At 36.0% G+C, this 25,014-nt stretch carries 24 protein-coding genes; 22 read left to right on the top strand and 2 right to left on the bottom strand.

The features are described from left to right. The first annotated feature begins 3 nt into the window (after nucleotides 1-3). From DNK85_RS05540 to DNK85_RS05510, 7 genes are all read left to right on the top strand, one after another. The gene (locus DNK85_RS05540; RefSeq protein WP_119328578.1) at nucleotides 4-933 is read left to right on the top strand and encodes a DUF58 domain-containing protein; all 930 of its coding nucleotides are present in this window, start codon (nucleotides 4-6) and stop codon (nucleotides 931-933) included. Then, nucleotides 923-1,393, top strand: coding sequence for a DUF4381 domain-containing protein (locus DNK85_RS05535; protein WP_119328577.1), 471 nt, complete (start codon nucleotides 923-925; stop codon nucleotides 1,391-1,393). The genes DNK85_RS05540 and DNK85_RS05535 overlap by 11 nt, the downstream gene beginning before the upstream one ends. Then, complete coding sequence (locus DNK85_RS05530) at nucleotides 1,390-2,397, top strand: vWA domain-containing protein (protein WP_162896545.1); 1,008 nt, start codon at nucleotides 1,390-1,392, stop codon at nucleotides 2,395-2,397. The genes DNK85_RS05535 and DNK85_RS05530 overlap by 4 nt, the downstream gene beginning before the upstream one ends. Then, nucleotides 2,394-3,419, top strand: a complete 1,026-nt coding sequence (locus DNK85_RS05525; protein WP_119328575.1) for a vWA domain-containing protein — start codon at nucleotides 2,394-2,396, stop codon at nucleotides 3,417-3,419. Before DNK85_RS05530 ends, DNK85_RS05525 begins: the two co-directional genes overlap by 4 nt. Next, nucleotides 3,410-4,438 (top strand): midas domain-containing protein, encoded by a 1,029-nt coding sequence (locus tag DNK85_RS05520; protein ID WP_119328574.1) that lies wholly within the window; start codon nucleotides 3,410-3,412, stop codon nucleotides 4,436-4,438. The genes DNK85_RS05525 and DNK85_RS05520 overlap by 10 nt, the downstream gene beginning before the upstream one ends. Continuing rightward, on the top strand, nucleotides 4,431-6,131 hold the full coding sequence (locus DNK85_RS05515) for a BatD family protein (RefSeq protein WP_162896544.1): 1,701 nt from the start codon (nucleotides 4,431-4,433) through the stop codon (nucleotides 6,129-6,131). The genes DNK85_RS05520 and DNK85_RS05515 overlap by 8 nt, the downstream gene beginning before the upstream one ends. 106 nt (nucleotides 6,132-6,237) lie before the next feature. Further along, nucleotides 6,238-7,506, top strand: coding sequence for a glycoside hydrolase family 18 protein (locus DNK85_RS05510; RefSeq protein WP_119328572.1), 1,269 nt, complete (start codon nucleotides 6,238-6,240; stop codon nucleotides 7,504-7,506). A gap of 56 nt (nucleotides 7,507-7,562) precedes the next feature. Here the strand turns inward: DNK85_RS05510 and DNK85_RS05505 are convergent, their stop codons facing one another. Continuing rightward, nucleotides 7,563-9,020 carry an APC family permease gene (locus tag DNK85_RS05505; RefSeq protein WP_235842383.1) on the bottom strand — a complete coding sequence of 486 codons (1,458 nt, stop codon included), beginning with the start codon at nucleotides 9,018-9,020 and terminating at the stop codon, nucleotides 7,563-7,565. A 208-nt stretch (nucleotides 9,021-9,228) separates the two neighbouring features. On the opposite strand from DNK85_RS05505, the gene DNK85_RS05500 reads away from it, so the two are divergent. The 12 genes from DNK85_RS05500 to DNK85_RS05445 all read left to right on the top strand — a co-directional run bounded on the left by DNK85_RS05500 (nucleotide 9,229) and on the right by DNK85_RS05445 (nucleotide 19,923). After that, nucleotides 9,229-9,687, top strand: a complete 459-nt coding sequence (locus DNK85_RS05500) for a hypothetical protein (RefSeq protein ID WP_119328571.1) — start codon at nucleotides 9,229-9,231, stop codon at nucleotides 9,685-9,687. A 5-nt stretch (nucleotides 9,688-9,692) separates the two neighbouring features. Further along, on the top strand, nucleotides 9,693-10,469 hold the full coding sequence (gene rlmB / locus DNK85_RS05495; protein ID WP_235842382.1) for a 23S rRNA (guanosine(2251)-2'-O)-methyltransferase RlmB: 777 nt from the start codon (nucleotides 9,693-9,695) through the stop codon (nucleotides 10,467-10,469). A 9-nt stretch (nucleotides 10,470-10,478) separates the two neighbouring features. After that, entirely contained in the window at nucleotides 10,479-10,979 is a 501-nt protein-coding gene (locus DNK85_RS05490) for an SEL1-like repeat protein (RefSeq protein WP_162896543.1), read from the top strand. Between the two features lie 5 nt (nucleotides 10,980-10,984). After that, a complete protein-coding gene (gene ung, locus DNK85_RS05485; protein WP_119328568.1) occupies nucleotides 10,985-11,650 on the top strand; it encodes a uracil-DNA glycosylase in 666 nt (221 codons plus the stop codon). Nucleotides 11,651-11,730: 80 nt separating this feature from the next. Then, on the top strand, nucleotides 11,731-12,246 hold the full coding sequence (def, locus tag DNK85_RS05480; protein ID WP_119328567.1) for a peptide deformylase: 516 nt from the start codon (nucleotides 11,731-11,733) through the stop codon (nucleotides 12,244-12,246). A 228-nt stretch (nucleotides 12,247-12,474) separates the two neighbouring features. Beyond that, a complete protein-coding gene (locus DNK85_RS05475; RefSeq protein ID WP_119328566.1) occupies nucleotides 12,475-14,031 on the top strand; it encodes an FAD-dependent monooxygenase in 1,557 nt (518 codons plus the stop codon). A 7-nt stretch (nucleotides 14,032-14,038) separates the two neighbouring features. Then, on the top strand, nucleotides 14,039-14,662 hold the full coding sequence (locus tag DNK85_RS05470) for an aldolase/citrate lyase family protein (RefSeq protein ID WP_119328565.1): 624 nt from the start codon (nucleotides 14,039-14,041) through the stop codon (nucleotides 14,660-14,662). Nucleotides 14,663-14,879: 217 nt separating this feature from the next. Then, nucleotides 14,880-16,286 (top strand): hypothetical protein, encoded by a 1,407-nt coding sequence (locus DNK85_RS05465; protein WP_119328564.1) that lies wholly within the window; start codon nucleotides 14,880-14,882, stop codon nucleotides 16,284-16,286. A 284-nt stretch (nucleotides 16,287-16,570) separates the two neighbouring features. Beyond that, nucleotides 16,571-17,440, top strand: a complete 870-nt coding sequence (locus DNK85_RS05460; RefSeq protein WP_235842381.1) for a cupin domain-containing protein — start codon at nucleotides 16,571-16,573, stop codon at nucleotides 17,438-17,440. A gap of 119 nt (nucleotides 17,441-17,559) precedes the next feature. Then, nucleotides 17,560-18,243: an aspartate/glutamate racemase family protein gene (locus DNK85_RS05455; protein ID WP_162896542.1), complete on the top strand. Its 684-nt coding sequence runs from the start codon at nucleotides 17,560-17,562 to the stop codon at nucleotides 18,241-18,243. A 24-nt stretch (nucleotides 18,244-18,267) separates the two neighbouring features. Beyond that, complete coding sequence (locus DNK85_RS05450; protein WP_235842380.1) at nucleotides 18,268-19,518, top strand: metal-dependent hydrolase family protein; 1,251 nt, start codon at nucleotides 18,268-18,270, stop codon at nucleotides 19,516-19,518. Beyond that, nucleotides 19,519-19,923 carry a hypothetical protein gene (locus DNK85_RS05445; protein WP_119328562.1) on the top strand — a complete coding sequence of 135 codons (405 nt, stop codon included), beginning with the start codon at nucleotides 19,519-19,521 and terminating at the stop codon, nucleotides 19,921-19,923. A 64-nt stretch (nucleotides 19,924-19,987) separates the two neighbouring features. Here the strand turns inward: DNK85_RS05445 and DNK85_RS05440 are convergent, their stop codons facing one another. Beyond that, a complete protein-coding gene (locus tag DNK85_RS05440) occupies nucleotides 19,988-20,269 on the bottom strand; it encodes a hypothetical protein (protein WP_119328561.1) in 282 nt (93 codons plus the stop codon). A gap of 313 nt (nucleotides 20,270-20,582) precedes the next feature. On the opposite strand from DNK85_RS05440, the gene DNK85_RS05435 reads away from it, so the two are divergent. The 3 genes from DNK85_RS05435 to cydC all read left to right on the top strand — a co-directional run bounded on the left by DNK85_RS05435 (nucleotide 20,583) and on the right by cydC (nucleotide 24,928). After that, nucleotides 20,583-21,239, top strand: coding sequence for a phosphoribosyl-AMP cyclohydrolase (locus DNK85_RS05435; protein ID WP_119328560.1), 657 nt, complete (start codon nucleotides 20,583-20,585; stop codon nucleotides 21,237-21,239). A gap of 180 nt (nucleotides 21,240-21,419) precedes the next feature. Continuing rightward, nucleotides 21,420-23,270 carry a thiol reductant ABC exporter subunit CydD gene (gene cydD / locus DNK85_RS05430; protein WP_119328559.1) on the top strand — a complete coding sequence of 617 codons (1,851 nt, stop codon included), beginning with the start codon at nucleotides 21,420-21,422 and terminating at the stop codon, nucleotides 23,268-23,270. Further along, on the top strand, nucleotides 23,258-24,928 hold the full coding sequence (cydC, locus tag DNK85_RS05425) for a thiol reductant ABC exporter subunit CydC (protein ID WP_119328558.1): 1,671 nt from the start codon (nucleotides 23,258-23,260) through the stop codon (nucleotides 24,926-24,928). The genes cydD and cydC overlap by 13 nt, the downstream gene beginning before the upstream one ends. The last annotated feature ends 86 nt before the right edge of the window (nucleotides 24,929-25,014 follow it).

Below are 25,014 nucleotides of genomic sequence, written 5' to 3'. Positions count from 1 at the left end.
CTAATGAGTTCAAAAAACAATAGTGATCAACAGGGAATAACGGCTGATATTAATGAGTTATTGAGCTTGCGCTTTTATGCGCAAAATATTCAGTTTTTTAATAGTCAGAGAGTAAATACCAATCAAGTAGGGCAACATGTCTCGCGTGCCAGAGGGCGAGGTATGGATTTTGAGGAAGTCAGGCATTACCAACCCGGTGATGATATCCGCTTAATGCATTGGCCACTGACTGCGCGCTTGGGCAAACCCTATACTAAAGTATATAAAGAAGAAAGAGAGCGGGCGATCTACTTTATCATAGACCAATCATCATCGATGCAATTTGGAACGCGTATTTGTTTTAAAAGTGTACTGGCTGCTAAAGTGTGTGCCTTATTAGGTTGGGCAGCATTACATCATCATGAGCAAGTCGGTGGCGTAGTATTTTCAGATAAGGGCTTATATCAATTAACCCCGGCGCGCAGCCGCAGTCATTTGCTTAAGTTTTTTAAATGTTTAAGCGATCCTGCTAAGATGCTAAGGTCATCTAATGGCCATTCGCTGGCTATGACACTTAAGAATTTATCTAAAACACTTAAAAGTGGCAGTGTCGTGATTGTGGTTAGTGACTTTGTGCATTTTGATGATGAGGCTGAACAGTATTTAAAATTGATCAATCGCAAAAGTGAAATTATTCAAGTCTTCGCCTATGATCCATTAGAGGTAAGTTTACCTGATAAAGGACAATATTGCTTTAGTGATGGGCAGTTACATTTTTTGGAGCTAAATGCAGCTGATAGGCAAGTGCATAAGCGTTATGCAGAGCCATTTGCTAAGCGTCTGGATAAAATAAAAGCGCTATCGAATCAACACAATATGCAGTTTGTCGCATTGGCAACGAATGATGATTTGGTTAAAACATTAAATCATGGAGTAATGCGTTATGGCTACTGATGTATTGGCAGGGTTAAAAGACATTCATCTTCCCCCTGCGGTATCTATGTGGCCGCTTGCTATTGGTTGGTATATCGTAGCAGTAATTGTGTTAGTGATGGTTGGATTCATCATCTGGTTTGTAGCTAAAAAGATCAAAGCGTATCGTCGGAAACAGACATTATTAAAGCTGTTTGATACAACGATAAAGACCGTTGAGGTAGAAAAGCCTCAAGAGTTTATATCAGAGGTTTCTATTTTTTTAAAGCAAGTAGCAATGCAAGAGCTCAAGATTGCTAATGTGCATTTATATTTTGGTGAAAACTGGCTTAAGTTTTTAGATGAAAAGCTTAAAACAGAAGATTTTAGCAAGGGTGATGGACGTTTGTTATTGGCAAGCTATGCGCCAAAAGAGTTGAGTGCTAATGAGCGTCAAGCACTCATCACCTTAACAAAAAAATGGTTGAGGAAAGTGCTATGATCACGATTGCTTATCCTTGGGTTTTTGTTTTATTACTGTTGCCAATCGTATTTCGTTTTGCATTACCTAAAGTCAAAAACAGTGATGCCAAAGAGGGTTTAAGAATTCCATTTTATGCAGCTCTTCAAAAAACGCTGTCTCAGAATACCACTAAACACACTAAACATTTGTCATGGTTTAAATATTTATTACTTGTCATATGGTTTTTGCTAGTGATCTCAGGCACTGGTGTGCAGTGGTTAGGTGCGCCATTAACCTTACCACAAACTGGACGTGATTTAATGTTAGCAGTTGATCTCTCAGGGAGCATGCGTACACCAGATATGCTGGTTAACGGTAAGGCTGAGTCAAGGATTGATTTGGTGAAAACGGTTGCTAATGAATTTATCCAAAAGCGAGAGGGTGATCGTTTGGGACTTATTTTATTTGGTTCTAAACCTTATTTGCAAACGCCACTAACCTTTGATCGTAAAACCGTTGGGCAAATGCTTAACGATGCCACAGTAGGTATTGCCGGTATTCAAACGGCGATAGGTGACGCGATTGGCCTTGCGATTAAGCAGCTGATGCACTATCCCAAACAATCGCGCGCACTTATTCTTCTGACCGATGGTGGCAATAATGCTGGTGTGATTGATCCTAATACGGCAGCAAAGCTTGCAAAAGAAGAACATATCAAGATTTATACCATTGGATTAGGCGCTAAGAAGATGACGATTCAGACGATGTTTGGTCCGCAAATCGTCAATCCATCGAGTGATTTGGATATTAACGGGTTGAAAAAAATTGCACAAATGACAGGTGGTAAGTTTTTCCGTGCTGAAGATGGCAAGGAGTTGCAAGCGATTTATAATACAATCAATCAATTAGAACCCGTGAAATCCGATAAGATTACTATTCGCCCAGTGACACCATTTTACCCATGGACTTTAGGTGTCGCAATGATTTTAAGTCTTATTCTTGCCCTATTATGGATTAAGGCAGGACAAAGGAGAGTCGTATGAGTTTTGTTGGTTTCCTATCTTTATTTCACTCATTTCACTTCTTACGTCCTTGGTGGTTTTTACTCATAATTCCTTCTATTGTTTTGTTAATCATGATGTTGAGAGTAAAAACTGTCGCCAACAACTGGAGTGGTCATTGTGACCCACACTTACTAAAGCACCTATTGGTGGGGAAACAGACACGTAAGCGTAGCATTTTACCAGTGATGATTTTCTTATTGTGGTGTATAGGAGTGGTTGCATTGGCAGGTCCTACTTGGTCACAATATCCGCAGCCGGTTTATCAAAAAGTCGCAGCACGTGTAATCGCCTTAGATGTCTCACAAACAATGAATGCCAATGATGTCCTACCAACACGTCTAAAGCGCGCACGTTTTAAAGTGCTAGACTTACTTAAAAGGATTAAAGAAGGGCAAACAGGCATGATTGTTTTCTCGGGTGAGCCTTTTGTTGTATCTCCTTTGACGGCTGATACCAATACCATTGCTAATATGGTACCTTTTTTGAACTCAAATATTGTGCCTGTTAGTGGTGATAATATCCAAAAAGCATTAGTAGAGTCAGCTAAACTCATCAAACAAACAGGGTTTTCTGAAGGTCAGATTATTTTGGTCACCGATAGCACACCATCGTCCAGGGCATTAGTGGAAGCTCAAAACTTAGCAAAAGAAGGTATTAAAACATCAGTTTTGGCAGTGGGTACAGCACAAGGAGGTCCGATTAAAAATAACGATGGTGGTTTTGTGACTGATAAAAAAGGGCAGATTGTATTTGCCAATATGGATGCCACTACGTTGCAAAAACTTGCTATCTCAGGAGATGGGCAATTTAGTCTGATTACCGATAATGATCAAGATGTTGCGCGCATGTTAAGTCATACTGATAGTGGCAAAACGCAAAAAACAGAAACACAAAAAGCCAATGCACTATGGAAGGATGAAGGTCATTGGCTTGTTTGGCTATTGATTATTCTTGTGGCATTGATTGCACGAAAAGGGTGGTTGGAGAAAGTATGTCGATAAAACATATAAGTGGTTTAGTGGTGTTATTATTGCCAACACTGCTATGGGCAAACACTTGGCAAGATCTATGGTTGAATAAAAATCAGCAGGCTGAAAACTTATTTAATGAGCACAAAAACAAAGAAGCAGCAGCATTATTTACTGATAATCGTTGGCAAGGAGCAGCATTGTATCGTGCCAAAGATTATAAAGCTGCATTAGGTGCTTTTAAAAAAGATAACTCAGCAGTGGGGTTATATAACCAAGGCAACGCTTTAGCACAATTACATGAGTATCAAAAGGCAATAGCTGCGTATAAAGCTGCGTTAGCCAAAAAGAGCAATTTTGCTGATGCTAAAGCAAATCTTGAATATATTGAGAATTTGTTAAAACAAGAAAATCAGCAAAAGCAATATCAACAGAACGCTCAGAATAAAAAAAATAAAAACCAGCAAGATCAAAGCAACAAAGATAACAAGCAGAGTCAAAAAGAACAAAAAGCGCAGAAAAATAAGGAAAATCAACAAAGTGCTCAGAATCAAAAGTCTAGCCAGAGTGGTGAGCAAAGCAAAGCAAATAAGCAAGACCAAGATAATCAGGGGCAATCAGGTCAACAGCATAATAATAAGAATAAGCAAAATCAGGAACATCAACAGCATCAGAATAATCCTGCTAATAATCAACAGAATATGAGTCAATCAGAAAATAAGAAAGAGCAACAAGAGCGTAAATCATCTGCTAAAGATGCTAACAATCTTCAAAACTCACAAAGTAAAGAGCATAAAAATAATAATAAAAATCAAGAAGAACAGGCCTCACAAGCACAATCAAAAGAAAGTAAAGGGCAAAAAGAAGACAAAAATGCATCTCAAAAGATGGCAGTCTCGAATGCTCAAGCGCGTGAAGATGCATTGCGTCAGAAAAGAGTAGAAGCACTTTTATCACAGGTTCCAGATGATCCTGGTGGTTTATTGAAACAGAAATTTTTAAGAGATTATGAGCGGCGTCAAATCTTGCAAAATGGAGCAAACAATGATTAGGGTTATTAAACAACTAAGAAAAGCAATAAGTGTTTTTATACTGGTGATAGCTGTACTTATTTTTATGGTGCAGTCATCGCAAGCTTCTGTTTCTGCGTCGGTTGATCGCACACAGTTAGCCGATGGTGAGAGTTTGACGTTAACGATTAAGCTTGATGATATGAACGAACAGCCTGATTTGACACCGTTGAAGAAGGATTTTGATATCTATGGCACCAGTACCAGTAGTCAAACTAGTGTTATCAATGGCAAAAGTACATCGGACATTTCATATATTGTGACTTTATTACCTAAGAAAACAGGGAATATCACGATTCCAGCATTAACTGTTGGTCATGAACAAACTAAACCATTGACGATTACTGTTAGCAAAGTGCCAAAAGGGGCTAATGCTAAACAAAAAGCTAGTATTTTTCTAGATGCCTCCCTTTCAAATGATAGTGCTTATGTTAATACACCTGTATTATATACTTTGAAACTTTACTATGCCGAGCCTTTATCTAACTTAAGTATGCAGCCATTGCAATTGGCTGATGCAACAGTTGAACCTTTTGGTAAAAACAGCCAATATCAAGCACAGCAAAATGGTAAAACCTATAATGTGATTGAGCAGCAGTTTTTAATTACAGCAAATCAATCTGGTGAAATTAATATTCCACAAAGCACTATTCAAGCGGCCGTTTTACAAAATAATTCTAATTCATTTTTTGCAATGCAAAGTGCCAAACCAATATTGGTTAAGTCCAATGCATTAACATTACATATAAAACCGATTCCACAAAATGTTGATATCAGTGATTGGTTGCCTGCCAACTCAGTCAGTTTAAAAGACAGCTGGTCAAGTAATTCAAATGAACTGACTGTTGGTGAGCCGGTGACCCGCACGATTGTATTAACTGCAACAGGTATTCAAGCGGCAAGTTTGCCTAATCTAAGTTTTCCACATGCTAAAAATGTTAATGCTTATCCGGATAAAGTGCAAAGTAAAGATTATGTTAAAAATAATCTGCCTGCAGCAAGTAAAGTCTTTAAGATAGCTTATATCCCAACACAAAAGGGTATTGTTGAGTTTCCACAGATTAAAGTACATTGGTTTAACATTAAATCACAAACGATGCAAACAGCAGTTTTGCCGGCAAAAACCTTTAAAGTATTGCCTGGCAAGGTCGTAACGCCTATACAAACAAATGTGATAAATGCAACACCTGCAGCACAGTCCACAAAGACGATCATTAAGGTAGTACATAATCCATTATCGATAGTATTAGCGATTATCTTTGCAATTTTATGGCTAGTTACATTGATTGTATTGCTTATTATTCTTAGTCGATTTAAATCTAAAAAAGTAATACAAGCGTCATATCAATCATCCAAACGGCTAGAAAAACCAGATATTAATCAGGCGCTTAAAGATGTTAAAAAAGCTTGTGATAATAAGGATTTAACTGCCATAAATAATGCCATTATTATCTGGGGAAGTGTGGTATTCAATCAAAGATTTTACAGTGTAATGGATGTTGCTCAGATTATTGAAGATACAGCACTTAAACATGTACTTACTGCAATAAATAGAGCATTATATGCAGATAGTGAGTTCGTAGAATATGACTTGTTATATCAAGCTTTAAAGCAATATAAGACAAAAAATGATAACAATAAGCAACAAATATTACATGGTCTATACCCATCATAAAGTGTTTACATAAGTGTTAGTGTGTATTTTATACACTTAACGATCTCAATTGTTCTCTATATCATGCCTCCTCGTTAACCAACAAAGATTAATATGAGGAAATCTGATGAAAAAAACATTATCACTATTTTTGGGCTCTTTACTTGCAACACATGCTTTTGCTTTGACTGCTAATAATAAAGTTATTGCAGGATATCTAGATGTCACTGCAACAGGTTCAGCCCTACAAGTCAATATGAAAGAGGCTGCTAGCGATGGCTATAATATGGTCATTTTTGGTTTTGCTAAAGTTAATGGCACGGTGGTGAGTAGTTATGACCAAGCAGCGGGAACTACTATGAAAGAAAAACTAGCTCAAGCCAAAGCTGCAGGCATGCAAACAATTATCTCATTTGGCGGAGCAAGTAATACATTTAACCCTGGTATATTGGATTCAACTCAAATAGAAACACTTGCGCAAAACATGGTGGATTTCGTAAAAGTAAACGGCTTTGATGGAATTGATTTTGACTTAGAAATCAAAACTGACCCTATTATGCTAAGAGATTTAGTGGAAGATATTAAACGAATAGATCAAAATATTATGTTAACAGCTGCACCACAAATTAATAACAATGCATTGGTAACAACCGGTTCTAATGAAGACTATCAGGCAGCGGTAGCCACTGGCGACTTTACCTATTTGTTTTTACAAGAATACAATACGATACCTGAAAATAATATTAATTTTATTTCAAATTCATTTTATGATATAAAACAACAGGTACCGTCAACGACAAAGTTAGTCATTGGTGAACCAACAGCCGCTGTTGCTGCTAGTAATATTTCGCTTTTTCATTCGGGTAAAGAAACACTTACTACACCTGAAGTAACCGCAAAAATGCTTAATCAGCTTAAAAAAATTAATATGGATCCTCAATATGGGGGAGTAATGGGATGGTCACTGAATGTTGACTATGCGCCATCGGATTTCTCAGATCCTAATCATATTCCTGGTAGTTATGCTTATGGTTTAAAAAATTGCGTCTTAAATAATCAATGTGATCATGCACCAAGCCCAGAACCTACCGTGCCTAACTACACATTACAAGTTAGTAATCTTGATCCTAATATTGGTGTTACATTTCATATTGTTAGTATTGGTGGCAATGCATTTACAAGTGATTACACAGCACCTAATCAGAATCATGTTTACAGTGCTACAACTCCTGTGTCAGCAGCAAGTATTGAAGGTAAAAAGGAGCTTATCGTGCGGGTTGATTCTTATTCAGGTGGACCTAGTTTTACATGCCCAAAAACATTTAATCTAACCCAGAATACCAATGTGATGGTTAATGTTACTACTCAATCTTGTGCGATTAAAACATTACCTTAATTTATAAACTGAGTTTCATGTAAAAATGCCTAACAACATTTTTTTGAGATTTGAGTTCAACGCTTACTATGTTCAACATACGCTAATTTATTTAAGAAGGGTTTGCTCGTTACAATTAAAAAGAACACAATTGCAAGAACTATGGTGGCAATGGCTGAGTTTGCCACTAGCATGAGAATCCACAAGAAGACGACAAAGCTTAAGGCAAACCAGTTAAAACTATTTTGTTTTATTTGCAGTACAGCATAAACGATCATCATCACAGTGACAGCAAGGTTACTCAGTAAAAAGTCTTTTTCAGGTAATGTTGCTAATAGTAACGCCAATACAATAAAGACAAACAAAGTCATCAGTCTTGCAGATAGTTTATGGCTACCCAAAACCGCTAGAGAAAGCGGAGCCCCCATATAGCCTAAGACATTAAAAGCGGTGGTGATCACCATTAATGATGCCCAGCTTGCTGAATTTAACAAAATAACAATGCCAATAATGAAGTTTAAAAATAATGAGCGCTTAGATAAGTGGTGTACAGGGCATAGTTTAGCGATCCAGCGTGGCATTTGTCCTTTTTCTGCCATGGCATAAAGCATTCTTGAACAAGAACCCATATAAGTTAACCCGGTAATTGATGGGCTCACAATCGAGTCAGCAATTAATAAAATGGTTAAGAAATTCAAACCAAGTAGCATGGTTAAGTTAACCAAAGGGCTTGAGAAATTAAGGGCAGCCCAACCTTTAGCAGCGACATCATACGGCATTGCTGTCATAAAGGTAAATTGCAGTAGCATGTATAAAGTAAGAGTGATAACCACAGAAATAATAATTGCTAAGGGGATGTTGCGTGTTGGGTTTTTAATTTCGCTGGCAAAAGATGCAACAACTTGAAAGCCGTTAAATGCATAGACAAGACCAGCACCAATAAGCGCGGTTTGAATTGAGCTTGCTGTGTAGTGATTAATAGCGAGATTAAGGTTGGTGGTATCAAAATATGCTGCAAGTAAAACAATAATGGTCAATGCCGGAATGCTGATTTTGAAAACAGTAGAGACATTGTTTACATAGGCTAATAACTTAATACCAAAGTAATTCACAATAAAGTATACTGCCAAGATAATGATGGCAAATAGTTTGCCTGACCAAGTCAGACTTTCACCATGATATAAAGTTGTAAACTTGATAAATGGACTTAAATATTGCACCGTTGCTTGTGCCTCAGTTGGAATCATTGCCAAGAGTCCAAACCAAATAGCAAAAGCAAAGACCATACCAAAGTCTTTGCCATGACTTAAAGATACACATTTTGCATTTAAACCGCGCTCTGGGAAAAGTGCACATAATTTAGCAAAACATAATCCGACAATAATGGCGATAAAAGCAGCGCCAATCCATGCAATAAAAGCGTAGTTTCCTGCTAGTTGTGCGTTTAATTGCGCACTAAAAAGCCAACCAGAGCCGACCATAGATGTCACTGGAATAGCGATGGCTGAAAATAATCCTATTTTATGTGCTTGCACTGAGTAACCTTCCTAAATTTTATACCCTAGACGTCAATATCGTATCAATCTTTGGATAAAATTCATTATAAATTTTGCTGATTTATGTAAATATTACTTAAGCGCTAAATGCTTTTTAAAGTACGATAAATTCAATGGAAGAAATACTGTAAAACGGTTTGCAGTGGGTATATAATGCCTGACATACATCTTGATAAGCTAAGTAATTATGTCCAAAAATAAAGTCACTTTATCGAACAGGAAGCGTTTAAGTGAGCTGCAAAATGAGCCTGTTAGAACAATTGCTGATGTCCGGCGTGAGCAGATTCAGTCGATGCGTGAGATGCATATTATGCCGGAAGGAAAGCTTGAACTTGCAATTGAGCAGGTTGTGACAGATGTAGTCTTTGAGCTTAGTAACTTATATCGCCAGTGGAGTCAACCACTTGATTTTAATCGCTTTCGATATAGTCCGAACGAACGCAATAAAAAATTATTAGCTGAGCTGAAAATATTCTTAAATGAAATTGCTGACTGGTTGGTGACGAAAGGGTTCCGTGGTGAAGAGTGTAAAGAAAAATGCCAGGAAATCGTTGATCGGATTACGCATGGGTTACATATTGAAGGGATTCCTATTGGTCACTTATATTTACGTGCGCCAAAAAGTCAAAGAAAAGAGAATTTTTAATTACTATGTCATTACTCTATGGAATGCATGCCATCAAAGCACGCCTTAAATTACACGCTGATGGCATTAAAGTTATATATTGTCTTAAGGGCAAAGAAACATCTCCAAGATTAGGTGAGTTAAAATCGCTAATGGCAAAAAAAGACGTAGAGTTTGAGCTTGTGAATAAGGAGAAGTTCCAAGCACTTTTACAATCACATGCACTTGAAGAAGTTGTACATCAAAATGTATTGGCAGTTTGTCAAAGTGACATTAAATTATACGAGGAAAGTGATTTAATAGAGCTTATCCGTGCCAGTTCAAGAACACCTTTTGTTTTAATTCTTGATGGGGTACAGGATCCACACAATTTGGGGGCATGTATTAGAAGTGCTGAAGCTGCAGGCGTTGATTTTATCGTTTTTCCAAAGGATAACAGTGCGACAATTAATGCAACGGTTGAGAAGGTTGCCAGTGGCGCTGCTAGTAGTATGAGGCTTGTTGCGGTAACCAATCTCTCACGTGCCATTGGTATTTTAAAAGATGAAGGCGTGTGGGTTACTGGGTTAGCTGGTGAAGCAGAGAGTCTAATTTATGACAATGATTTTACTGGTGCGATTGCCTTGGTTATGGGAGCTGAAGGCTCAGGTCTTCGGTTTGGTACACGCAAAATGTGCGACTATCTAGCGAAACTGCCAATGCATGGCCAGGTTTCTAGTCTTAACGTCTCAGTTGCTGCAGGTATTGCTATGTATGAAGTGGTACGTCAGCGATGTAAGCTGCTGACAAAGAATACAAACTAGGAGATTGTTTTGAAATTAAAAAAATCTAAACCTATGCAATGGGTTATTCTGGTCATTTTGCTATTTATTTTTGCTGGCATTATGGTGGATACATTGCATAGTAGTTATGAGAGTAAATTAACTTTAAATACTTCACAGCGTCAGGTTCAAGCAGATGCAAGTGCCTTGCTTTCTTCCATTCAATTGGTAAGTAATCAGTCGCAGAACTATAAGTTAGGTTATCATAATTTTGAAAAAGGCAATTGCTCTCTTGCTTATAAACAGCTTTTACCCTTTGCGCGTAGTGCTGATATCAATGCAACCTTAGTGATAGGTTATATGTATGAGTTTGGTTGTGGTGTTACTAAAGATATGAAAACGGCTAGTCTTTGGTATTATGTAGGTGTTCAGCGTAATGCCTATAATAAATCACCTATGCTACGAGGCTTACATGCTTATAATAGTGGTGATTATGCGATGGCAGCAGAGTGGTTTCGTATGGCTAGTGAGCTCAATGTCATAAAGGCGTAATAAAAATGCAGGTAAATCTTTCATGGTCAGATGTTTTGGGTGATTATAAAGCAAGTGCTAAGTTTAAAGAAACTTTAGCATTTGTTAAAGATGAATACCGACATGGAAAACAAATTTTTCCACAAAAAGAGGATATTTTTAATGCATTTAAGTTATGTCCGTTTGAATCGCTGAAAGTCGTTATCTTGGGACAAGACCCTTACCATAATATCAATCAAGCACATGGTTTAGCCTTTTCAGTACAAGAAGGTATTAAACCACCACCATCGCTTATTAATATCTATAAAGAATTACATAGTGATCTTAATATTAAGATTCCACAATCGGGTAACTTAAGCACTTGGGCAAGACAAGGCGTGTTTTTATTAAATACAGTCTTGACTGTTCAAGCACATCAAGCGCACTCACATGCCAATAAAGGATGGGAGTGTTTTACTGATCATGTGATTAGTCAAATTAATCAATATAAAAGACATGTTGTTTTTCTGTTGTGGGGTACGCCTGCGCAAAAAAAATCACAGTTAATTGACCACAACAAGCATTTAATTTTGAAAGCCCCGCATCCATCACCCCTATCGGCACATCGTGGCTTTTTTGGCTCAAAACATTTTTCACAAACGAATAACTATCTATTGCAGCATAACCTAACGCCAATTGATTGGAAAGTGTGATGTTAAGTGGTTAAGATCAAAAATAATTTGTGTTAAACTAATATGCATACCATAACCATCGGAAATGAAATTTTATCAAAATGGCAAGATTAACTGTATTGAAGTACCCACATCCTTTTTTAAAGCAAAAAGCTGATCCTTTGCCAATTGACGCGATTGATGATGCGCTTAGGCAAACGATTGCTGATATGTTTGAAACAATGTATGGCGAGCATGGCGGTGGTTTGGCTGCTACGCAAGTAGGGCTCAATATGCGTTTATTTATTATGGATGGCTCTGAAAACAAAGATCAGAAAACGGTTGCCATTAACCCTGAAATTATCGAGCAGAAAGGCGAGATTGATGATGAAGAGGGCTGTTTGTCATTTCCTGGTGTCTCAGCTAAGGTTAAACGTGCTGAATGGGTTAAGATGCGTGCCTTAAATGAATTTGGCGAGGAATATGAAATGGAGTGTGATGGTTATCATGGTCGTTGCATTCAGCATGAGATTGATCACCTAGATGGAATTACTTATTTTGATCATTTATCTTCACTTAAACGCAAGATGATTGAAAAGAAATATAAAAAACTTATGCAGGAGAATGCTGATAGCTAGATCTTTGCTATATCATTTATCCGTGCATTAATCTGATCCCTGTCATTCAATTACCCAAAAGTATCAAAAAGTTCTTTGACATTAAACACCGCAAAATGATTTACGAGTGGCATAGCGCATCATGATGTCTTGATTTAACAAAAAGTTGTCTTACCTTTTGTATATTATTCATTGTTAAGTAGTCAGAATAATATAAGCGACCTTAGCAGATATTAAAAGGAGAATAATATGGACACTACAATATATGACGTAATTATTGTTGGAGGAGGGCCTGTAGGTGTTGCTTCAGCGATAGAATTAGGATTACATGGGATAAAAGTATTGGTTTTGGAGAAATATGAAACACCATTATATTCACCCAGAGCGCAGTTGCTTAACTCTAGAACAATGGAGATCATGTCTCGTTGGGGAGTGGGTGATATTTTAAGAAAAGAAAATATGTTACAGGTGAGTAATGCAATTTGGTGTTCAAAGTTAAATGGCGAAGTATATAGCTCTATAGATATGCACGAGTATCATAATAATTCATCTAAAGAAGAAGTCATTCATATTCCACTATGGATTACAGAAAAAGTGCTAAGAAATAGAGTATCACAGATAAATTCTGTACGCATGTTAACAAATTTTGAAGTCATAAAAATCAAGCATACAAATAAAGATCTTTTTGAAATTGTGGCTAAAAATCGTGTTACAAAAGAAAATATAGTTTACCAAGGTTCGTATGTACTGGCATGTGATGGAGCCAAAAGCACAGTTCGAGAACAACTAGGTATTCATTTAAAATCACTTGCTCCTAGTAGACAAATGACAAATATTCTTTTTAAAACAACAGAGCTTCCCGGTAAAGTTACAATTGATGATGCATTTTTATACTTTATTTTAGAAAGTGAGCACCCTGGTGTTATTGGGCCTGTCGATCCGAATCAAAACATATGGTATTCAGTTTTTAATTATAAAAATAAAACCGATAAGATTGATGAACAAGATATTAGCAATATTTTGGATAGTTTTTGTGGTCAAGCTTTTAAGAAAGAAATTATAAGTACCGCTTTGTGGGACATGTGCATACAAGTAGCAATGAGTTATTCATTCAAAAATCGAGTGTTTTTAGTAGGTGATAGTGCACATTCTTTTGCTCCTACAGGAGGATTGGGTTTGAATACCGCGATTGGAGATGTCACAAATCTTTGTTGGAAATTGGCATATGTCATTCAAAATAAGCTGCCAGCAGAAATCTTAACTAGTTATGAAAAAGAGCGTTTAGCAATAGGATTAAATAATCTCTATGCGGCTGAGAGAAATGCAAAATCATTGGTAACCACCAATAATTTAATCTCTCCAGAAAAACAAAATAATGAATTTGCAAAAGCAAATGCACAAATAGCAAAAACACATCTTTTATCTGCAGGGATTGGCATGGGCTATGCATATTTTAGTTCACCACTGATAAGCTTGAAGAAAGGGCAGTCTACAGAACCTATGGAGCAATCAACTTATACACCTAGAGATTTGCCAGGATATTTTCTACCTGAAGCTATGAATTTGAATGGTGTTAAGTCAATTTATCGAATCTTATCAGCCGTTGATTGGACTTTAATTATTTCAGGTAATAGCGATTCTACCTCTATTAAGATTAAGAATGTGCAGATTTTAAGGCTCCCTGAAAACACCTATTCCAGTAGATATATATTAATCAGACCTGATTGGCATATAGCATATGCTAATAATACAATTGATTTTGAAGCTATTGAACAATTAGTAACACAACAAGCATTAGTGAAGTGAGTCTAAAATGAGCATTACTAACGCACTACAGTCATTAATTTTTATCTCAGCAATCGAATATATTGATGACATTGAAAAAATTCTAAATCATCATAATGTAGATGCTGTAATTTTAGATTTAGAATCACTGGTTGAAGATAAGGACAAGCAAAAAGCTCGAGAAAATCTATTAATATTGCTCAGAAATAGAGATCTAGTAAAAAGGGTATCGATTTTATTAAGACCAAATCCTATACAAATTAATGAAGGCATTAAAGATATAACGTTCCTTAGAAAAAATATAGAAATATTGCAAAACGTCACTGGATTTGTTTTTGCCCATGTTAATGATAAGGTTAATGTGGACCAATATTGTCATAGTCTGAAATTAGAGAATTTTAAATTCAATATGGTAATACTTGAGACTTTAAAAGGATTTGAAAATATCAGTGAAATTTCATCAAATGAAAGTATTCACGCGTTCATGTTTGGGAAACATGATTTGACGCTTGAGTTGAAATATAATTCCGAAAAGAATTTAAATTTATATAGAAAAACCATGCAAGAAGTGGCATTAAAATATGGCAAAATTGCATTTGATGCACCAAAATCAAATAAAGTATCATTACGCATCCCCTATGTATCAGGATAGTTCTGGTGAAATTATGACTAGTTTAACATTTACCGTTTGCCCATGAAATCTATCTTAAAAAAATAATCAAAAATATAATAATTTAAAATCATAATGCCAAAAACTTTTGACCTTTACATTACGTTAGGATTTACCGTGGCAACCAGATGAGCCTCGAAATAAAGGCTTAATCAATTAAGTACTTAGATTATTTTTTTAACAACCATAAGGAGCTTTTATGAAACTAGCTAAAATAGTACTGGCAATGGCAGCACTATCAACAACCATTCATGCAGTAAACGCAACTACAAAAGAGCCGGCAAAAACACTGCAAGCTATTGGTATTCAATATGCAGATGGAAGTTTAACTGCTGTCAAATATCCTGTATATGTTTTTGCTAAAATTGGCAGTAACCCCATAACACAATTGCCATTTGGTTACCGCACAGAGGTAAAACCTGGTGACAACAATAATGAGTATGTTTATTCTCATGGTCAAGCAGTTAGTCTATTTTTTTATGCGCAAGATAAAAACACCTCTTATTTTCATGAGTGTGAAATTAGCATTAACAAAAATGGCCAACAAGTCACCAATCCAAATGGTGTAGCTAATTGTAATGGGTCGATTGTTTGGGGTAGCATGAATAACTCTGGTTATATCACTTTACGTATGGGTGCATCTCCGTTTGTGAATTCTCCGACAGCATCATTACCTGCAAATACACAACATTATAATCAAGTGGTGAATCGCTATGCAGAATTTAAAAATGATACCAAATATCAAGAGATTTGTATTAATAGCAATCCTGATAGTTTTGGTGCTGGAAACCTCGTTGCACTGATGAATCAATATTGTACCTCTGCAATACCAAATCATGGTTTCTTTTTAGTATCAAAATCAGATGCAACACCTGTTCAAATTAAAATCCCCAATGATACTATGCAAAGAAGTATTGCATATGAAGTCGTTGGCTACAAAGACAATAATGGCTGGCAGGTTGCAAGCTATAATCCAAAAGCTACAGAACATTTACTTTATGGCACCAAGATGGAATACACTATCTACCCTGATGCACAAACTAATGGGCAAGGGCTACCATCTGCGCCACAGCCAAGCGATGTCGATGTTTCTTTGGTGGATGGCTTTAATTTTGGCGTTAAAATGTTTGCTTTTAACGGAATCAATGGTGCAGTTTGTGGAAATCATTATAACAGTGATTATTATGCAAAAACGACACCTGTTTCTGCCTTCCCTAGTAGCACAACTAAATATCTTAAGGGTATATTTCCACAGCAAAACAAAGTTGGTATTGGCGCATACAGCGCTTGCAGCTTAGCGCACAGCTTGTATGATACTAAAGCAAACCAGGGGAATGCTAAGGCACAAGCACATATTAATTTATCTTGTTGTCAAAATATGTTTGCCACTAAGGGTGCCTGTGATAATCCTCAAAATGATCATAACCTTAATCCTGCTTATTCAATTGATTATTATGGTGTCTCACCTGCAAAATCACCTTATGTAAAATGGGTCCATGAAAATAGTATCAACCCATATGCCTACGCCTATGATGATGATAAAGGTAACTTTAATTGTGATCCTAAGGCTAGTTATTTATTTGATATTGTCTCAAGTAACATTTAACTCGTTAGTTCTAATAAAAGTATCAAAATACTGATAACAAGATGTTTTCCCTTTAAAATGAGGGTTCCTTTTCTATTCAATATGATATCATTTCATTAGGAATTCTTTGAATAGCCTTTTTTAGCAAAAGATTGTCTTTAAATTTATAATAATAACAATGACTCTGCCTTACTATAATTCATGAAGTTATAACTTACTTATCACAAACTACATTGAAGCCAAACTGACAAGTGTGGTTGATAGGTATAGAAAAGTATTATCCATGACGATATTAAGGAGATTATATGAGTCCTCTTTATTTTGAATATACAGCTGCTGCAAATTTAAAGCTGCCAAAAATCAGACCCACGGCTGTGGAAAATAAAAATACTGGTGTGTATACAGTTGATTTATCCAGCGAATTGCAAGCAGCTAGTTTAGCAACTTCACCTGCGATGAGCTTAAGTTTTGTTAATATTTGCTCAAATGAAATGCTGACAACTAAAGCTAACGCTTCTTCTCATGTTTTTGTAGTCATTAAAGGAAGTGGTCAAAGTTTATCTAATGGTAAATTGCTTAAGTGGGAAAATGGTGATGTTTTTACATTTCCAGGTAAAAGTATCATTACGCATACTGGGTTTGAGGATAGTACTCTCTACTGGGTCAATGACGGACCTTTGTTAGACTATATGGGTGTTACTCCAGAAATTGATACTTTTACTGCAACACTTTATAAAAGACATGATATTGAAAAACATGCCAATACTTATAATACTGCACCCTCATCATTTAAGCGCAATAGAAATGGTGTATTACTTGCTAATGAAGCTTGTAAACTAACTAGAACAATTACGCCAACGTTATGGACGCTTTATGATATTTTACATAACAATAGAATCCAATTACCACATAAGCACAACTCCGTTGGATTAGATCTGTGTGTTCAGGCGCCTGATCATGGTTGTTACACCTTGATGAGCCCGTCAATTGATGCAAATAATAAGCTTATAAATCCTATTAGATTAGATTGGAAAACAGGACAAGCTTTTATTACTCCCCCTGGATGGTGGCATGAACACCATAATGAAACGGATCAGGATGCAGCTGTATTGGCAGTACAAGATGCAGGGCTGTATACTTACTTACGAACTTTGGATATAAAGTTTGTACACTAATCAAAGTGACATATATATGCCTATGATGAAAATCGTAAGAGTAAGAGTAAGAGTAAGAGTAAGTCTCTAATTCTTGGTGATCTATTAACAAAAACAACAATTTATTTAGGAGGATGATTATGAAAAAGATTGGAATTTGCGCAGTGACTGCCCCTGGCGCTATGATGTGTTATCGTTCCATTATAGAAGAAATAGCCCTTAAAGATGATTTATTAAGCAACCCTGAAATTATATTGCTACAGCCTGATTTGATGATATTGAAACAAGCATGGATGTCTAGAAGTATTGATGCTTTATTAAAACTATTAGAACATCAATTCATAAAGCTTGAATCATATGGCGTTGATTTTATTATAATTCCATGTAATACCGCACACTATGTCGTTGATCTAGCTAGGAAAAAAATAAAGACACCTGTTTATAGTATTCTTGATGTAACTTCACAGTTTATTAAAGATAAAAATTATAAGAACGTTTTATTTTTAGGGACTAATTGGACTTTAGAGGGAAAACTATATAACAAACATGCTCAAATATATGGATATCAAATAACTTACCCAAGTCCTACAGATATTACACAAATCAATAATTATATTGAACATGAGCTTATATATTTCAAAAACATAGAAAAAGTAACATCTGAACTATTAAAAATCATTTCTAAATATACCGAAAACTGTGATTCTATTGCCTTAGCCTGTACGGAGCTTCCCCTTGCTATAAATGATCAGAACTCTCCCTTGCCTGTGATAGATACAACTAAGCTACTTGCAATTTATGCTGCAAATAAATCTATCGTTTGATAAACACACTAAGGGGTTTTAAATATGATCTTACTTAAAAATTGCCAGATAATAGATAAGAACTATACTAGTCCTAGTAAACCTACAGATGTTTATATAAAAAATGAAAGAATAGAAGAGCTTGGGAGCAATTTAGATCTGAAAAATCAAAATTTAACAACACTTGATATGAGTCAATACTATATCATGCCCGGATTAATCGATGCACATGTGCACGTTACTGCGGCTAGGCCTAACGTTTCTAATACTGAAGTTCCCATAGAGGAAATATCTATTCAAGCAAAAAAATTTATGGAAGATATGATTGAAAGGGGCTTTACCACAATTCGAGATGCCGGTGGAGCTAGCGATGGATTAGCACATACACTAGCGCAAGGATTAATCAAAGGTCCCAGACTTTTTTATTCGGGTAAAGCGCTAAGCCAGACAGGTGGGCACGGAGATTTCAGAAAACAATCAGAAAACTTTGAACCATGTTTTTGCCATCAATCAGGGAGCAATATTAGTGTTGTCTGTGATGGAGTATCTGCCGTGCAAAAGGTTGCTCGTGAACAATTGCGTAAAGGTGCAAGTCAAATAAAAATTATGGCATCAGGAGGTATAAACTCTCCTACAGATAGATTAGACAGTTGCCAGTTCTCTTTTGATGAAATAAAAGCTATTGTTGATGTTGCCAAAGATAGTGGAACATATGTTATGGCTCATGCTTATTATCCAAGTGCTATTAAGAGGTGTTTAGAGGCAGGTGTTAGATCTATTGAGCACGGCAATATGCTTGATGAAGAAACAGCGAAATTGATGAAAAGCAAAAAAGCTTTTTTGGTTCCTACATTAGCTATATTTAAAGCGATGGAAACATTATTAAAAGAAAATAAATATTTAACTGAAGATCTTACAAATAAACTTAAGATAGTTCAAAACAGTGGTGTTAATGCCATAAATATTGCAAAGAATCATCATGTTAAAATAGGTTTTGGAACAGATTTACTCGGTGAAATACAGCATACGCAACAATTAGAGGGTATAGCCTTACATGAAGCTGCTCAAACACCCTATGAATTACTTTGTTCTATGACCTCTATTAATGCTGAGTTATTAAATATGGAAAACAAAATAGGAGAAATAAAACAGCACTATCTCGCCGATATTATTGCAGTAAAAGATAATCCATTGGATGGAATGGGCAAATGTTTTAACCAAAAAGATAATGTGGTGCTGGTCATAAAGAATGGTGAAATATTGAAAATTAATAGTAATTTGCTAAGGAAATTTTAAATGAAAAGTATAAATAAAGAAGTTTTATGTAATTTCTATCGCGCATTTTCAGATCCTGATAACTACCCAGCCGAAAAAGTAGCTGAAGATTTCTTCGCAAGAGACTTTACCATGATTACAAATGGAAAACGTCTTGATTGGAGCCAATTTCGTGAACATATGAAGTTTATTAGAGCTCAAATGAACTTGGCTATTTCTATTGAGCATTTCATTCTTAAGAACGAATATATTTATGATATGCATTCAGCCTTTGGTTTTAATAAAAAAAGAGAACCAATCCATCTGCGGTATATCGCAAAAACTTTTTTCAACACAGAACATGAAAAAATAAGCAAAATAGAATCCATGTCCTTTCCTATTTACGGAGACATGTCTCATATAGATATTTCAACAAATTTTATTTGACAGTAAGTATAATCTTTCGATGTTCACTATATTTTTGTCATGTTTTTTTCATCATTACTCATCCCTAAGCATACTGCTCAATTCGCCAGCGACGTGAGAGGAAGTTGTCTATGGTAAGGTTCTTTTTTAGAAAATTTTGATTTTGTGACAACATCGGTGTAGGTTCGGGGTGATGAAAATGAAAATTATACTTGCGAGCAATACGGCGTAAATTACTGACGCTACAATCAAGTAATTTTGCAATATCATGGGTTTCCATTTTGCGTTGCATGCACTGTTGAAAAAATTCCAAAATGGAGCATTGATAAAGGTTAGTAATTTTTTCTTCAACGGTGATTTTCTTCATTAACTTTCTCCCTATGTGTTTGTCCTTATAGTTTTTTGTCATTACAGTTTGACAAAATATTATAACTCACATGTCCTAATTAAGCATCCTGCTTGGCAAATAAGCAATACCTATCATCATGAGTCACAGCAATATACAGTGATTGATAATCGGTAGTAATTTCAAGTTGGTGCTTATTTAGTTGTTAATTACTTTATATAAAGCCTTAGCGATTGGCTAGCATAAAATGTAAAAAAATTGCAAATTTAGCAATTTAATGCTTAACTGATTCAGATTTATATTGATACAAACTGTTACAAAGGAGCTTAAATTCATGGATAATAACAGAAAAATATCTCAAGTTAGAAAAGCTAAAGCTATAGATCTAAAAGGATGGGTGACACCTGTTGTATTAAGCTTATTCTTAGTACTTGGCATTGCTACTGTGCAGAAAACAAATGCAGCTGCCACATCAACTACCATGGATAAGAAGGCATTAACGACACTCTCACAAAGTACTAATAATATTAGTGTAGAGGAAGTCGAAAAGGCACAATCTCAGTGGGCAGCAGGAATTGTAGCCATAGGAGATGCCTATACGAGTAAAAGCAATTATAAAAAAGTTGCCAAAGATCTGATTAATAAACTCTACGCTTATAATTACGAAAAAGGTGTGGTAATGTTTAAACCAACCAAAGCAAAGGAGATTCCATTTAGACCAACAAAAGAGTCAGCACTTGCTTATTTTGTTGGCGGTAATAAAAACTTTAAAGAAGATAAAGGTTTTGCTCTTAAACCGTGGACAAAAGTGGTATTTCATAATGATGAAATGTATTTCCATGGCGATATGGCCATTGCGATGGGGACTTATGACTTCACCGATAATGAGGGTGAAGTGACAACAGTCGAATATACCTTTGCCTATGTTAAAATGCCTAATGGCCGGTTAAAAATTGTGTTGCATCATTCTTCTGCACCATTTTCAGGATAATTTATTTTATAGCTATCCCATCTATACTTTCTGTTCAATTTTCGTCATCTACTTACATGTCAGCATTTGCCAAAATGAAATGATCTAAAGCATGAGAAATTCAAAGCCAGAAATACTATAAAATGGTTTGCAAGCGGTATATAATGCCGCCACTGTTTTAGATCGACGTATTTCACCTTTATGCAAGCAAATACAGCCACAGAGCGTAAGTCAGCACGGACTTGGCTAAAGTCACGTGCTCATCCTGCTAAAAAATGGGTACAGCTTACAATTTTAGTCAGCTTCTTAAGTGGCTTATTGCTTATTGGTCAGCTTTATTTGCTCGCGCATATTTGTTATGGCGCTTATATTGAAAAACTTTCAAACTTCGAACTCATTAGTTATTTTATTACCATTATTGCTATTATTTTTATCAGGTCAGGTCTTTCATGGCTTAAGGAAGTGGTGAGCTTTAAGGCTGCAGCTAAAGTAAAAGAGCAGTTAAGACACGATGTGATCGCGCATATTAATCAATTAGGTCCTGTTAAATCAGGTGAGCTTAGCAGTGGTGATTTGATCAGTGCGGCAATAGAGCAAGTGGAAGGATTGAATAATTTCTTGATGTATTTCTTGCCACAAATGACTTTAGCAGGGCTCATGCCTTTGGCGATTTTAATCTTTGTTTTTCCGCAGAGCATTGTCTGTGGCATTATTTTACTCGTATGTGCACCTTTAATCCCGCTTTTCATGATGTTGATTGGTTGGGGTGCTGAAAGTGAAAACCAAAAACATTTTCAAACTTTGGCACGAATGAGTAGTGCTTTTTTAGATACATTGCATGGATTAGCAACTTTACGGTTATTTAATCGTGCCAAAAGTCATGCACAAAAAATATTTGAATACTCTGATGATTATCGTATCAAAACGATGAAGGTACTGCGTATTGCTTTTTTATCATCAGCCGTACTTGAGGTGTTTTCAGCGGCATCCATTGCTTTAGTTGCTATTTATTTAGGTATGGGATTTATTAATACTGCGAATGTTGATACTGTTTGGTGGTCATTTGAAAATATGACCTTACAAGGTGGCTTGTTTATTTTGTTGCTGGCACCTGAGTTTTTCTTGCCTCTTCGTGAGTTGAGTACCCATTACCATGCAAAAACCGAAGCAATGGGAGCAGCTCTTGAGTTGCAAAAAATATTTGCCTTACCAAAACACGATGATTCAAAAGGCGACAATAGTGCGCAAGGTAAAAAAATTCACAAAGCAAGTTTAGTGCAAGATTTACCGATCATTAACTCAATCCAATTTAATAACTTAAGTTTTTGCTATGCCAATAAATCTAAAAATGCACTGACAAATATATGCTTTGAGATCAAATATAAGCAGAAAATTGCGATTGTTGGCGCCAGTGGTGCCGGCAAAACGACTATTTTAAATTTACTTATGCAATTTATGCATGCAAAAGATGAAGAGATTACGATTAATCATGCTTTTTCACTTAATGCTATTGATGAAAAGCTTTGGCTTAGTAGGATCAGTTGGCTTGGGCAAAGTGCTGGCCTCTTTAAAGGTAGCATTTGCTATAATTTACAATTAGCAAATGCTACTGCTTCAGATGACGAGCTATGGCATGTATTAAAACTTGCACAGTTAGATCAAGAGGTTAATGCATTTCCCGATAAGTTAATGACTGAAATCGGTGAGCAAAGTATCGGGTTGTCCGGTGGTCAAGCACAACGTTTGGCATTAGCACGCGCCTATCTTAAACCTTGCGAGTTACTTTTGTTAGATGAGCCCACAGCAAGTTTGGATAAAGAAAATGAAAGTCTTATCATGCAAAGCTTATTAAACAATTGGCAAGATAAAACGGTGATCATGCTTACGCATCGCTTACAGTTCTTAAGTGAGATGGATCATATTATCGTGATGAATGAAGGGCACATCGTACAACAGGGGCATTTGGAGGAGTTGTTGCAAGATCAATCAAGTTACTTTTATGCATTATATCGTCACCAAATCTTAGAGGGAGAAGTTGCATGCGTGCATTAATTCCTTTCTTGAGTATTTTTAAACATCAAGCAAAATGGATGTTTATCGGTACCTTTCTTGCATTTTTGGCTATTTTAGCCAGTATTGGTTTATTATCGCTGTCTGGTTGGTTTATTTCATCAGCAGGATTTATTGCAATTTCAAGTTATGCGATTGCCAATCAATTTAATTACTTTTATTCATCAGCTGGTGTACGTGCTTTTTCGTTGATGCGCATTTTAACGCGCTATGGCGAACGTGTTGTCACGCATGAGGCAACGTTCAAACTGTTAACAGATATTCGTGTATGGGTTTATAACAAGCTTGTTCCCTTGGCACCAACTCATTTAACGCAATATAAAAGTGGTGATTTACTGAATCGCTTGGTAAATGATGTTAACAGTCTAGATAACCTTTATATTCGAATTATTTCGCCAAGTTGTGTACTATTTTTATCGATTTTACTGATTGGTGTTTTCTTTAGCTTTTTAAGTATTTCTTTAGCTTTAATGACCATGGGCTTTGCTTTTGTTGCAGGATTTTTTATTCCTGTTATCGGTGGCAAATTATCTGCTAATACTGCAAAAACCTTAGCAGAAGAATCAGCACAGCTAAAAACCTCAATAACTGAACATGTGCAATATTTAGCAGAGCTTAAAGTCTTTGCTGCAGAGGACAAACATGCTCGATTAATTGATGCACAAAATAAAGCACTTATTACAACGCAACAAAAAATGAGTCATTATACAGGACTTAATGCCGCCTTTATGACTTTGTTCTTAGGCGCAACACTATGGTGTGGTGTATGGCTAATGGTGGGACTTGTTCATCAAGGCGTGATCAATGGTGCTTTTATTGCCTTAGTTGCACTCGGTATTATGGGCTTATTTGAAGCAATTATGCCTTTACCTGTGGCTTATCAGTATTTAGGAAGAACAATATCTTCAGCTAAAAGATTATTAAATATTATTGAACAGAAACCAAAGAATTTATTTCTCAATGATCAGGATGATGAGGAAGTAAAAAAACCAAAAAATAATAGTATTTCTTTTGAAAATATTTCGTTTAGTTATCCAGGGCGCACTAAGCTTGTCTATAAGCATTTTAATCTTGAGATTATAACCAATGAAAAGCTTGCTATTGTTGGTGCCACCGGTTGTGGTAAGTCAACGATTGTTTCATTGTTAGCCAGGTTTTATGTGCCATCAATAGGTAAAATATCTATCGGTGGTGTAGATATAGCACAATTAAATGAATCACAATTGCGTGAGCAAATGACGATTATTAGTCAACATGCGCATATTTTTAATGGTAGCATCCGTGATAATCTTTTAATTGCTAATCCTGAAGCGACTGATGAGATGTTATGGCATGCGTTAAATGTTGTTGATTTGAAGAACTTTGCATTGGAGTTGATACATGGATTAGATAGCTGGACGGGAGAGCATGGTAAGCATCTTTCCAAAGGGCAGCAAAAACGTTTATCATTAGCACGTGCAGTGTTATCTACAACACCTATTTTAATTTTGGATGAACCAACGGAAGGTTTAGATAAGGTGATTGAGAAAAAGGTAATTGATAATTTACAAGCAGTATTTAAAGATAAGACAGTGATCATCATTACGCATAACGACACATTGCTAAGTAGTGTTGATAGGGTATTGCGTATAACACAATAAAAAATAAAGTATTGCATTGCAATATAAACGCGTAATTTTATTCGACAATGCGCTTTACGCTTACTACAATGACTACAATTTCATAA

The sequence above is a fragment of the Cysteiniphilum halobium genome, from assembly GCF_003574425.1.
GTDB classification, from domain to species: domain Bacteria; phylum Pseudomonadota; class Gammaproteobacteria; order Francisellales; family Francisellaceae; genus Caedibacter; species Caedibacter halobius.
The sequence above is the reverse complement of the archived record's forward strand: the minus strand, read 5'-3'. Positions and strand labels throughout refer to the sequence as shown.